This window comes from Mesorhizobium atlanticum (assembly GCF_003289965.1).
Classification (GTDB): domain Bacteria; phylum Pseudomonadota; class Alphaproteobacteria; order Rhizobiales; family Rhizobiaceae; genus Mesorhizobium; species Mesorhizobium atlanticum.
Genome location: NZ_QMBQ01000013.1, coordinates 132,947 through 144,783, shown reverse-complemented (window position 1 = coordinate 144,783; position 11,837 = coordinate 132,947). Strand labels below are relative to the sequence as shown.

General features: G+C 64.1%; 15 protein-coding genes. 12 read left to right on the top strand and 3 right to left on the bottom strand.

Annotation, left to right across the window (positions count from 1 at the left end; translation table 11 throughout):
• The 8 genes from DPM35_RS30905 to arcC all read left to right on the top strand — a co-directional run.
• The coding region (locus DPM35_RS30905; protein ID WP_146768015.1) for an aminotransferase class I/II-fold pyridoxal phosphate-dependent enzyme at nt 1–326 on the top strand (326 nt) is incomplete at its 5' end.
• Between the two features lie 77 nt (nt 327–403).
• Nucleotides 404–667 (top strand): DUF2267 domain-containing protein, encoded by a 264-nt coding sequence (locus DPM35_RS30900; protein ID WP_112131264.1) that lies wholly within the window; start codon nt 404–406, stop codon nt 665–667.
• A 3-nt stretch (nt 668–670) separates the two neighbouring features.
• Complete coding sequence (locus DPM35_RS30895; RefSeq protein ID WP_112131263.1) at nt 671–1,372, top strand: phosphoribosyltransferase; 702 nt, start codon at nt 671–673, stop codon at nt 1,370–1,372.
• An 11-nt stretch (nt 1,373–1,383) separates the two neighbouring features.
• Nucleotides 1,384–1,515, top strand: coding sequence for a hypothetical protein (locus DPM35_RS33205; protein ID WP_281004656.1), 132 nt, complete (start codon nt 1,384–1,386; stop codon nt 1,513–1,515).
• Between the two features lie 174 nt (nt 1,516–1,689).
• Nucleotides 1,690–3,159 (top strand): arginine-ornithine antiporter, encoded by a 1,470-nt coding sequence (gene arcD / locus DPM35_RS30890; protein WP_112131262.1) that lies wholly within the window; start codon nt 1,690–1,692, stop codon nt 3,157–3,159.
• Nucleotides 3,160–3,170: 11 nt separating this feature from the next.
• The gene (locus tag DPM35_RS30885; RefSeq protein ID WP_112131261.1) at nt 3,171–4,385 is read left to right on the top strand and encodes an arginine deiminase; all 1,215 of its coding nucleotides are present in this window, start codon (nt 3,171–3,173) and stop codon (nt 4,383–4,385) included.
• Nucleotides 4,386–4,396: 11 nt separating this feature from the next.
• Nucleotides 4,397–5,398, top strand: coding sequence for an ornithine carbamoyltransferase (argF, locus tag DPM35_RS30880; RefSeq protein ID WP_112131260.1), 1,002 nt, complete (start codon nt 4,397–4,399; stop codon nt 5,396–5,398).
• A 1-nt stretch (nt 5,399) separates the two neighbouring features.
• Nucleotides 5,400–6,302, top strand: coding sequence for a carbamate kinase (gene arcC, locus DPM35_RS30875; protein WP_112131259.1), 903 nt, complete (start codon nt 5,400–5,402; stop codon nt 6,300–6,302).
• A 10-nt stretch (nt 6,303–6,312) separates the two neighbouring features.
• On the opposite strand, the gene DPM35_RS33410 is transcribed toward arcC, so the two are convergent.
• Both DPM35_RS33410 and DPM35_RS33405 read right to left on the bottom strand, forming a co-directional pair.
• A complete protein-coding gene (locus tag DPM35_RS33410; protein WP_425373435.1) occupies nt 6,313–6,585 on the bottom strand; it encodes a hydrolase in 273 nt (90 codons plus the stop codon).
• Nucleotides 6,504–6,686 (bottom strand): hypothetical protein, encoded by a 183-nt coding sequence (locus DPM35_RS33405; RefSeq protein WP_425373434.1) that lies wholly within the window; start codon nt 6,684–6,686, stop codon nt 6,504–6,506. The genes DPM35_RS33410 and DPM35_RS33405 overlap by 82 nt, the downstream gene beginning before the upstream one ends.
• Before the next feature lie 219 nt (nt 6,687–6,905).
• Here DPM35_RS33405 and DPM35_RS30870 point away from each other — a divergent pair, with 219 nt between their 5' ends.
• The 4 genes from DPM35_RS30870 (at nt 6,906) to DPM35_RS30855 (ending at nt 8,864) form a co-directional block, all read left to right on the top strand.
• On the top strand, nt 6,906–7,439 hold the full coding sequence (locus DPM35_RS30870; RefSeq protein WP_112131284.1) for a flavin reductase family protein: 534 nt from the start codon (nt 6,906–6,908) through the stop codon (nt 7,437–7,439).
• A gap of 100 nt (nt 7,440–7,539) precedes the next feature.
• Nucleotides 7,540–8,367: a universal stress protein gene (locus tag DPM35_RS30865; RefSeq protein WP_112131258.1), complete on the top strand. Its 828-nt coding sequence runs from the start codon at nt 7,540–7,542 to the stop codon at nt 8,365–8,367.
• Nucleotides 8,368–8,420: 53 nt separating this feature from the next.
• Nucleotides 8,421–8,543: a ChaB family protein gene (locus DPM35_RS30860; RefSeq protein WP_112131257.1), complete on the top strand. Its 123-nt coding sequence runs from the start codon at nt 8,421–8,423 to the stop codon at nt 8,541–8,543.
• A 105-nt stretch (nt 8,544–8,648) separates the two neighbouring features.
• Complete coding sequence (locus DPM35_RS30855; RefSeq protein WP_112131256.1) at nt 8,649–8,864, top strand: hypothetical protein; 216 nt, start codon at nt 8,649–8,651, stop codon at nt 8,862–8,864.
• 27 nt (nt 8,865–8,891) lie between these two features.
• On the opposite strand, the gene tssH is transcribed toward DPM35_RS30855, so the two are convergent.
• The gene (gene tssH / locus DPM35_RS30850) at nt 8,892–11,720 is read right to left on the bottom strand and encodes a type VI secretion system ATPase TssH (protein WP_112131255.1); all 2,829 of its coding nucleotides are present in this window, start codon (nt 11,718–11,720) and stop codon (nt 8,892–8,894) included.
• Between the last annotated feature and the right edge of the window lie 117 nt (nt 11,721–11,837).

Here is an 11,837-nt window from a genome sequence, read left to right as displayed (position 1 = left end):
CGGGCCTGCCGGTGATGGCATCGGCCACCCATATCGTGCCGGTGCTGGTCGGCGACCCCGAGCTCTGCAAGATGGCGAGCGACCGGCTGCTTGGCGTGCACGGCATCTATATCCAGCCGATCAACTATCCGACGGTGCCGCGCGGCACCGAGCGGCTGCGCATCACGCCGACACCGTTCCATTCGGACGCACTGATCGCCGAACTGCAGGACGCGCTGGTCGAGACCTGGGATGCGCTCGGCATCCCCTATGCCGGCTCCGGCCGTCCCGCCGTCGCCAAGACCGACCGCATCATTCCCCTTTTGGTCAACAAAGCAGGCGGCTGAAATCCAGGGTGTCGGCCTTATCCGGAGCGATGCGCGGTTCCCAGCAAGGGGAGAACAACAGTCGAGGGATAACGAGGATGACACACGCTGTTTCACACACTTCGATCACGCATGCCGCCGGGCACGCGCAGCAATGGGTGATCGAAGCAGCATGGGAACGCAAAAAGATCGGCTTCGTCATTTGCGTCCGCAACAGCTTTTGCCACGACCCGGAGGTCGACACCGACAAGGCAATCGAAGCGGTGTTCAAACTCCTCGACCGGCCTATTTCCCACGGCGAGATCGTCCAGGTTCGAAACTCGATGAAGAAGTCGCTGCGCCAACTGTGGCCGGAGGAATGACCGATGTTTCGCGATCGCCAGGAGGCGGGGCAGAAGCTCGGAGCATCGCTTGACCTGCTTCAGCTGAAGGACCCGATTGTGCTCGCCTTGCCACGAGGCGGCGTCCCTGTGGCCGCAGAGGTAGCCAAGGCCCTCAAGGCGCCACTGGACCTGGTGATCGTCCGAAAGGTCGGAGCGCCGGGCAATCCGGAACTGGCCGTGGCCGCCATCGTGGACGGGGATCCTCCCGACGTCGTTCTCAACCGGGAGATCGTGGAGGCATACGCCCTCGACGACAGCGCGCTTCGCGTGCTGATCGCGCAGGAGCGCCCCGAACTGGAACGGCGGCGGGCGGTATATCGTGGGAAAGAGCTGCCCCTGTCGGTGGCTGGCAAAACGGTGATCGTCGTTGACGACGGGGCGGCGACCGGAACGACGATGAAGGTCGCCATTCGCGCGTTGAAGCGACGTTCGCCGCGAAAGATCATCGTCGCGCTTCCCGTGGCGCCGGTGGACACCGCGGACGAACTTGCGCAGGAAGCGGATTTGATCTGCCTCAATCAACCTGCGCGTTTTCGGGCGCTGAGCTATTATTATGGCAACTTCCCGCAGCTCTCCGACAACGAGGTTCTGGACATCATGGCCCTCGCCCGCGGAAATGCCGACGAAAGAAGACGCTCCGGCGTGCACACCGGCAAAAGATCGCGGCGCGAGACCGGCAGCTAGGAGTCTCACCGATGCAGGCACTCGACTGGTGGGAGCCAGGCGCGCTCCAGCCGGCCAGCGCCTCGGAAGCGGAGCGTCTTCTCCACGTGTTCTTCAGGATCTCCATCGCTGGCGTTTCGGGCCGTGAAGCGTTGGAGAGCTAGCCCGGCCATGGCGAGGCCATGCGGAAGCCGCGCCAAGCCGGCCACTGGCCGATGCGGCCGACAGCCACATCGCCTCGCCGCCAGCATCGGGGACCGGGATTTGACCGGTGTCAAAGCTGCCAGTCCCCTTTCCTGTTGAATTGCCCCCCATCGTTGCAAAGGTGGGAGGGCCTCATGGCCACAACAGACATCAACGTCCCTACCCGGGAAAAGGCCGCGACGCCGGCTTCGGCGAAGCTCCGGCTGGGGTCGCTGACCGCGCTCGTCATTGGCTCCATGGTAGGCTCGGGCGTCTTCAGCCTGCCGCAGAACATGGCGGCCGGTGCCGGTCCGCTCGCGATCCTGATCGGTTGGGCCATCACGGCGGTCGGCATGCTGGCGCTGGTGTTTGTCTACCAGTCGCTGGCGGTGCGGCGTCCCGACCTCGACGCCGGCCCCTATGCCTATGCCAAGGCCGGCTTCGGTCCGTTTGTAGGCTTCAACAGTGCCTGGGGCTATTGGATCAGCGCATGGGTCGGCAACGTTTCCTACGCGGTGATCGTTTTCAGCGCGTTGTCCTATTTCTTCCCCGCCTTCGGTGACGGAAACACGTGGCAGGCGGTGCTCGGCGCATCGATCCTGCTGTGGCTCATCCACTTTCTGATCCTCGCGGGCATCCGTCAGGCGGCGGTCGTCAACACCATCGTGACCGTGGCCAAGATCGCGCCTGTCGTGCTGTTCGTCGGGATCGTCGCCGTCGCGTTCAAGCTCAACGTCTGGACACTCGATTTCACCGGACTCGGCAACGCTTCGCTCGGCACCATCGCCGCCCAGGTCAAGAGCACGATGCTGGTGACGCTGTGGGTGTTCATCGGCATCGAAGGCGCCAGCGTCTTCTCCGCCCGGGCGGAGCGCCGCAAGGACATTGCGACCGCGACGGTGCTCGGCTTCTTCACCTGCCTCGCGCTCTATGCGCTGGTCTCGCTGCTCTCGCTCGGCATCCTGAGCCAGCCCGAACTTGCCGCCCTGAAGAACCCGTCGATGGCGGGCGTGCTGGAAGCGGTTGTCGGACCCTGGGGTGCGGTGCTCATCAATCTCGCGCTCGTCATCTCGGTCGTCGGCGCCTTCCTGAGCTGGACGCTGCTTGCGGCGGAGGTTCCGCATGTCGCCGGAAAGGACGGGACCATGCCGAAATTCTTCGGCCGGGAAAGCGAGCGCGGCGTTCCCTCGACGTCGCTCCTGATCACCAACCTGCTCGTCCAGGCCTTCCTGGTGATCACGCTCTTTGCTCAGAGCACTTACCAGGCGCTCTTCTACATCGCCTCGGCCGCCATCCTGGTGCCTTACATCTTCTCGGGAGCATTCGCCGCGAAACTGGCATTGACCGGAGAAAGCTACCAAAGCGGCGAGCGGCGCACCGGACCACTCCTCGCCGGCGTGCTGGCAACGATCTACGGGCTGTGGCTCATCTATGCGGCGGGGCCTGCGTACCTGTTCATGTGCGCGATCCTCTATGCCCCAGGCATCATCTTCTACGTCTGGGCTCGCCGCGAGGGTAACCAGCGCGTCTTCCACCCGGTGGAAGCCGTCATCGCCGTCGCGCTTGTCGCAGTCGCAATCCTTGCCGTCTACGAGATGTGGACCGGCGCTGTCAGCGCGCTTTGAGAGGCCATCCGATGACAAATCTGGGAGTGCATTCGGAAGTCGGCCGCCTGCGCGAGGTCATGGTTCACAGGCCGGATCTCAGCCTGCGCAGGCTGACGCCGGATAACTGCAGGGCGCTGCTGTTCGACGACGTGCTCTGGGTAAAGCGGGCGCGCCAGGAACACGACGTATTCGTCGACGCGTTGCGCGAGCGCGGCGTGGTGGTGCATTCGTTCGGCGAGTTGCTTGCCGAGACAATGGGTATCGGCAAGGCCCGCGACTGGCTTCTCGACCGCCGGGTGCATGCCGGCGTGGTCGGCCTCGACATGGTCGACGAGATGCGTGGCTGGCTGAACGAAATGTCGGCCGGTCTGCTGGCAACCTGTCTCGTCGGCGGCATTGCGCGTGCCGAACTGCCGTTTGAGCCCAAGGGGCTGACCGGAAGGACGCTCGCGCCGCAGGACTTCGTGCTGCCGCCGCTGCCCAACCAGCTGTTCACCCGTGACAGCTCCTGCTGGATCTACCGCTCCGTATCGGCCAACCCGATGTATTGGGCTGCCAGGCGGCCCGAGGGAGCCAATGTCGAAGCCGTCTATCGCTTCCACCCAAGGTTCCGCGACAGCGGCATCCCATTCGTCTCGCCCCAGGCCGGAACGGGCGTCAGCCTCGAAGGCGGCGATGTCATGCCGGTCGGCGGAGGCGTCGTTCTGGTCGGCATGGGCGAGCGCACCACGCCGCAGGCGGTCGGCGATCTTGCGCGAAGCCTGTTCGCCGCCGGAGAAGCCACGCGCGTGATCGCGGCTCTGATGCCGCGCGACCGTTCCTTCATGCATCTCGACACCGTCTTCACCTTCTGCGACCGGGATCTCGCCACCATGTATCCGCCCGTGGTCGAAAGGCTGCGCACCTTCTCGATCCGGCCCGGAGACAGCGATGCGGCGGTCGAGGTCAGGGAGGAGAAGGAGCCCTTCATATCAGTGGTCGCGGAGGCTCTCGGGCTGAAATCGCTGCGGATCATCGCCACTGGCGGCGACCGCTACGAGGCCGAGCGCGAGCAGTGGGACGATGGCAACAACGTCGTCGCGGTCGAGCCGGGCGTCGTCATCGGCTACGACCGCAACGTCTACACCAACACGCTTCTGCGCCGCGCGGGAATCGAGGTGATCACCGTCGAGGGTGCCGAGCTCAGCCGCGGCCGCGGTGGCGGCCATTGCATGACCTGCCCCATCGCCCGAGACCCGCTCTGAAAGGACCCCCAATGTCGATCAACCTTCATGGACGCTCGGTGCTCTCGCTGGACGACCTTTCGGCGGACGAGATCCGCTTCCTGCTGAAGCTGGCCGCCGATCTGAAGGCAGCCAAGCAGGCAGGGCACGAGATACCGCGCCTCGTTCGTAAGAACATCGCGCTCATCTTCGAAAAGGACTCGACCCGCACGCGGACGGGATTCGAAGTGGCCGCTTACGACCAAGGCGCCCACGTCACCTATTTCGGCCCCAGCGGCAGCCACATCGGACACAAGGAGTCCATGAAGGACACCGCGCGCGTGCTCGGCCGCATGTACGATGCGATCGAATATCGCGGCTTTGCACAACATCAGGCCGAGCTGCTTGCCACGCATGCCGGCGTGCCCGTCTACAACGGCCTGACCAATGAAGCGCACCCGACGCAGATCCTCGCCGATTTCATGACCATGCGCGAATTCACGCACAAGCATTTGTCCGACATGACGGTCGCCTTCGTCGGCGAGGGTCGGGACAATGTCGCGCAATCCCTGGCCGTCGGCGCCGCCAAGGTCGGCATCGACATGCGTATCGCTTCACCCAAGGAGCTCTGGCCGGACGACGAGTTCTGCGCCCATGTCAGAACCCTGGCGCAGCGCAGCGGCGGCCGCTTCAGGCTGGACGAGGATGTTAAGGGCTGCGTCGAAGGCGCCGACTTCATCTACACCGATGTCTGGCTCTCGATGGGTGAGGACAAGTCGGCCTGGGCCGAGCGTATCCGCCTGCTGACGCCCTATCGGGTGACGAGCGAGGTGATGTCGGCCAGCGGCAATCCGCATGTGAAATTCATGCATTGCCTGCCGGCGTTCCACGACACCGAGACCGAAGTCGGCGCCTCGGTCGCGCGCGAATTCGGCATCGACTGCATGGAAGTTACGGATCAGGTGTTCGAATCGGGCGCATCGATCGTGTTCGACCAGGCGGAGAACCGGATGCATACGATCAAGGCGCTGCTCGTCGCCACGATCGGCAACTGAGATGCTGATCGTTGCGGCTCTCGGCGGGAACGCGCTGTTGCGGCGCGGCGAGCCCATGACCGCCGAAAATCAGCGCGCCAATGTCAAGCGTGCGGCGTCCGCTCTGGCGGCGCTTATCGACCAAGGCCATTCGCTCGTTGTCACGCATGGCAACGGCCCGCAGGTTGGCCTGCTGGCGCTCCAATCGGCGGCCTCGACCGACGGCGCTTTCCCGCTCGACGTGCTCGGCGCCGAAAGTGCCGGCATGATCGGCTACATGATCGAGCAGGAACTTGCCAACCTCACCAGCCAGAGGCTGTTCGCGACATTGCTGACCCAGGTGAAGGTCGACCCGGGCGACCCTGCCTTCGCCCATCCGACAAAACCGATCGGCCCCGTCTATGACGAGGCGACGGCGCGACGGCTTGCGGGCGAGCGCGGTTGGACAGTTGCGCCCGACGGCGACAAATGGCGCCGTGTCGTGCCCTCGCCGCGCCCTCTCGATATCCTGGAAGTGTCGGTGATCTCCTATCTGGTCGAACATGGCGTCGTCGTCATCTGCACGGGTGGCGGAGGTATCCCGGTCATCGCCCGCGACGATGGCAGCATGATCGGCGTCGAAGCGGTCGTCGACAAGGATTTGGCAAGCTCGCTTCTGGCGCGTCAATTGAAGGCCGACATGCTGCTCATGCTGACGGATGTCGATGCGGTCTATGCCGGCTTCGGAACGCCCGAGGCGCGCGCGCGCCGCCGGGTCGGCCCCACGGAATTGTCGGGCCGTGACTTCCCGGCCGGCTCGATGGGGCCCAAGATCAACGCCGCGATCGAATTCGTTCAAGCGACCGGCAATCCGGCGGCGATCGGACGGCTCGAAGACGCGGTGGAGATCGTCAAAGGCCGCCAAGGCACCCGGTTCGAGACATAGGTCGCCGCCATCAGGAAGTCTTCGCCACCCCAACGACGTAGGTCTTGCATAGACCGCGGCGCATTTCGGGCAGGTCGTGTAGAAGAAATCGCTGGTCTTGGATTGCGCTGGCGTGCAAGCCCGAGCATTTCCTCGTGCCAGCCTCTTGTCTGCTCGAATGCACCTTCGAATAGTTTCGCCACGAAGTCCCACTCAGTGTCGTCATTGCCTCTTCCGGCACCGGCTTCGAAACCGAAAACAGAAGTTCGCTTGTCCAGGGCGAGAGATCGCGGCTGAGAACGATGACTGGCCGTCGGCCGAACCGCCGGCATCGTCGATGTGTTGATTGACGCGCGCGAAAACGCCGCCCATGTCCACGGGGACATGCACGACGCTGTACGTCACCGCTCCAGCGAACGGCTTGTCGCGGAAGTGCAGTTCCTAATTATCTCAGCCGAACGCGGTTATGAAAATCGGTCGACAGGCTCCCGAGCAAGCTGGCCTTGATCATGATCAATCCAGCCCGGCATGCCGGCTTTGACCCCGATCAAGGCGAATGATGGCAATGCCCGCGACAAGTCCGTGACAACAAGCTCATCCGCAGATGCAAAGCGAGGGACGGATATGAAGGAATTGCCGCTTGCCGAGGTCTACCGGCTGATTGAACCCGGTCCGGTCGTCCTGCTTTCGACGCGGTCCAGGCAAGGCCGCTCGAACGTCATGACGATGTCCTGGCACACGATGGTGGAAGTCGCGCCGCCAACGATTGCCTGCATCGTATCAAGCAATGACCTCTCATTCTTCGCCTTGCGTCAAACAAGGGAATGCGTGATTGCGATCCCTGCCGTCGGCCTTGCGGAGAAGGTCGTGAAGGTCGGCAATTGCTCCGGCCGGGACACGGACAAGTTCGCGACGGCATGGTTCACGCCGCTTCCCGCCGAACAGGTGTCGGCGCCGCTGGTGGCCGAGTGTTTCGCCAACCTCGAGTGCCGCGTGGTCGATACGCGCCTGGTCAACAGATACAACCTTTTCGTGCTGGAAGTCGTCAAGGCTTGGATCGATCCGCAACAGCCGAGGCAGAAAACCATCCATCACATCGGGAATGGCGCCTTCGTGGTCGATGGCGAGGTAATCCATTTCGAATCCCGCATGCCTTGAAAGGGCGGCTCAGAACCGACTTTGATGCACATCAAGGCGCGCAGGCTCGTCCGACATAGGGTTCCGTTCATCGGGAAGTATCCGATCGAAAGCGCTTGCGATGAGCTACAAATCAATTCTCCTGAACCTCAATATCGACGGTCCGATCGAACCGATCACGCGGATCGGCGTGGACCTCGCCAAGCGCTTTGACGCCCGTTTGACAGGGTTCTGCGCCGCGGACGCTCCATTGCCGGTGACGATGGCGCCTGAGGGCGCGGCGATCGCCGCCGAGATCTGGGAACAGTCACGGGATAAGATCCGACGCCGCCTGGCCGGCCTGAACGGCGAATTCGACGGCCTGGTGGCCGGAGCGGTCAGGACGGACTGGCATGGCGAGATCGAAAACCCGGATCACGCCGTGGCCCGGAGAGCCCGCACGGCCGACATCGTCGTCACCAGCGCTTCCCAAGGCGCGTCGACGGGTGACTCCTACCGCGCGGTCGATCCAGGATCCCTGGTGCTGCGCGCGGGCCGGCCGGTCCTGGTCGCGGCTCAGGGCGCGATGGATTTGCCGGCTCGCAGGATCGTGGTGTCCTGGAAGGACACGCGTGAAGCCAGGCTGGCGGTGGCCGACGCTTTGCCGCTTATGGCCATGGCCGAGGAAGTCACCATAGTGGCGGTCGATCGCAACCCGGACGATTGGATCAGGGACAGCGTCAAGGACGTGGCGAGCTTCCTGGCCGCTCATGGCATCAAGGCGCGCACCGAAATCATCAAGACGACCGATGATGAAAGCAATCGCCTCGTCGATTTCTTCGCCTCGGTGAATGCCGAGTTGATCGTGTCGGGCGCCTATGGGCATAGCCGGTTGAGGGAATGGGTATTCGGTGGCGTTACCCGCTCGTTGCTGGACGAAGTGTGGCTCAATCGGCTGATGTCGAGCTGACGCCGCTCCCGGTGGGCATGCGGATGATCACGGCGGCTGCCGGGGGATAGAGCATGGTGATCCGCAGTGCGCTCGCCAACGAATATCTCGACCGCGGCGAGAGGCGTGAGAAAATCGCCCGCCGGGTCGCATGGGCAGCGGTGAAGCATCGCTACCGCAAGCAGGGGAATGGGTGAGTGCCCCTGTAAGCGACTCTTTTCGGCGCATTGACCGAAATCAAATTCTTCGCGTCGAAATCCTTCATATGTGGCGTAATCAGGCACTTAAGGTAACGCCGCTCAATGAGAAACGCCGTCGCGAGGCTTGTCGACACCTGCAATGCTGAGAAATGCAAGGGATTGGACTTTCCAACCATCTGGAGAGATGTGCTGAAGGCGCATCCCTGCGTGCTCGGGCAGCCGGTGCAGGACAGCGGAAAAGAGGGGCCCCTGTTGCGGATTCCCTTGATCACCGGCCAGGTCCTCGTGTTCCTGGGTTCGCATTTTTCTCTGTGGTGAGCTGCCGCGCCGGGCCGCGGCAAGGTCCTATTCGAACGAGTAAGTAAATCCTTCCGCCGAGGCACCGACGATGACTTTCGCCATCTTCTTGCCCTCGAGCGAGCGGTTAAGCACGCCGCGGCTCAGTTCCGGCAGCAGGGTGTTGGTGAGGATGGCGTCGATCATGCGGCCACCGGATTCAATCTCCGTGCAGCGTGCCTTGACCAGGTCCATCACGCCGTCGCCGATCACCAACTCGGCGTCGTTGGTTGCCTTGAGGCGGCGCGCGATCTTGCCGAACTGATGCCTGGCAATCGCCTCGATCATCGCGTCCGAGAGCGGATAGTAGGGGATGGTGACGACCCGACCGAGGAAAGCGGCCGGGAACACTTTCAGTAGCGGCGCGCGCAAGGCTGTGTCGAGATCGTCGATGCCGGTGCGCACATTGCCGTTCCTGGTGCGGTCCATGATGACATCGGAGCCGACATTCGAGGTGAGCAGGATCAGCGTGTTCTTGAAATCGATGCGACGGCCCTCGCTGTCGTCCATCATGCCCTTGTCGAAGACCTGGAAAAAGATCTCGTGCACGTCCGGATGCGCCTTCTCGACCTCGTCGAGCAGGATCACGGAATAAGGTTTCCTGCGCACGGCCTCGGTCAGGATGCCGCCCTTGCCGTAGCCGACATAGCCGGGCGGAGCGCCCTTGAGCGTCGAGACGGTGTGCGCTTCCTGGAACTCCGACATGTTGATCGAGATCAGGTTCTGCTCGCCGCCGTAAAGCGTCTCGGCCAGCGCCAGCGCGGTCTCGGTCTTGCCGACGCCGGAGGGGCCGCAGAGCAGGAACACGCCGACGGGCTTTTCCGGCGCGCCGAGGCCGGCGCGGCTGGTCTGCACGCGCCTGGCGATCATCTCCATGGCGTGATCCTGGCCGACCACGCGCTCGGACAGGGTGGCGGCGAGCTTCAACGCCTTCTCGGTCTGGCTGGAAAGCATCCGCCCGGTCGGGATGCCGGTCCAGTCCTGCACCACGGCCGCGACCGCATTGCGGTCGACCGACGGCAGGATGAGCGGCGTCTCGCCTTGCGCGGCCGCAAGTTCCGCCATCAGCTCGCGCAGCCGCGCCATGTCGGTTGCTTCATCCGCCGGCTCGGCGGAAGCCGCTTCGGCCTTCGCGGCCTTGGCCCCTTTGGTTTTCGAAGCCTTGGTTTTCTTGGTCTCGGCAACCTTGCTCTCCGCGGGCTTGCTCTCAGTCGGCTTTTGCTCGGGCGCCTTTGCCGCGCCCTCCCCGCCCTCGGTCCCGGCAGCAGCCTCCTCAGCCGCCGCCTCGTCGAGCGGCACACCCTCGCCGCGTAATTTTGCACGCAGGTCAAGGATTTCGGCCACCAGAGCCTTTTCCCGATCCCACCGCGCCTGGGCAGCCGCCAAAGCGGTCTCGGCCTCCGCCAGCCCCGCGTCGACACGGGCCTGCCGGTCGGCCACGTCGATGCCGATCGCCGCCTCGCGGCCGATGATGCCGCTCTCCACTTCCAGCGCCTGGCGGCGGCGCAGAATGTCCTCGACTTCGGCCGGCGTCGCATGCTGCGAGACCGCGACGCGGGCGCAGGCGGTGTCGAGCAGGCTGACGGCCTTGTCCGGCAATTGCCTGGCCGGGATATAGCGGTGCGAAAGCGAGACCGCCGCCTCGATCGCCTCATCCAGGATCTGCACCTTGTGGTGCTGTTCCAGCACGCCGGCGACGCCGCGCAGCATCAGCACCGCCACGGCTTCCGACGGCTCATCGATCTTGACCACCTGGAAGCGACGGGTGAGCGCCGGGTCCTTCTCGATATGCTGCTTGTATTCGGCCCAGGTCGTGGCGGCGATGGTGCGCAGCTCGCCGCGCGCCAGCGCCGGCTTCAGGAGATTGGCGGCATCGCCGGTTCCGGCGGCGCCGCCGGCGCCGATCAGCGTGTGCGCCTCGTCGATGAACAGGATGATCGGGGTCTCCGAGGCCTGGACCTCGTCGATAACCGCCTTCAGCCGCTTTTCGAACTCGCCCTTGACGCTGGCGCCGGCCTGCATCAGCCCGACATCGAGCATGCGCACCGAGACATTCTGCAATGTCGGCGGCACGTCGCCCTGGGCGATGCGCAGCGCAAATCCCTCGACCACCGCCGTCTTGCCGACGCCCGCCTCCCCGGTCAGGATCGGGTTGTTTTGCCGGCGTCGCATCAGGATATCGACGATCTGCCGTATTTCAGGGTCGCGGCCGACGACCGGATCGATCTTGCCGTCGCGAGCGCGTTGGGTGAGGTCGGTGGCGTATTTGGCTAAAGCCGAATCCCCGCCCGGGCCGCGCTTGACCGGTGTCTCCGCGGCGGCCGTGGCAGGAGGTGAGCCGGCTTCGAGCGAACCCTCCGTGACATCGGCGAAGCGGGAAATGACGCCATCGGCGTCGATCTTGTCGAATTCGGCGCTGATCTTCGACACCAGGCCTTCCAGCGCCGGCGTCTTCAGGCAAGCGAGCAGGATATGGGCGCTGCGCACCTCCTCCACCCCGAACTCCAGCGTCGCCAGGTTCCAACCCTCCTGGATGGCGTGGAAGATATGGTCGGAGAATTCCTCCACCGAGGTCGCGCCATAAGGGAGCTTGTCGATGGCGCGGGTCATGTCGGCCGTCAACCGGCTGACATCCAGTCCGGCGTCGGCGACGATCATCTGCACATCCGAGCGCTCGGACAGCACCAGTTGCTGGATGAAATGGGCGAGCTCGACATAGGGATTGCCGCGCAACTTGGCCGTGTCGGCTGCGGCCTTGAAGGCGCGCACCCCCGTGGGATTGAGCTTGGCGACCAGTTCCTTACGCTTGAAGCTCTGCGATGACCGGCGCTGTTCCATCGAACCTGCTCCCGCGATCTGCCGACCATACCCTGCCATATAAGCGGCTGCTTGACAAAGCCGCGTGGCGGATAGGGCCTTTGAATCTATCCGGGCGGCACCGCCCGGTTACACAAG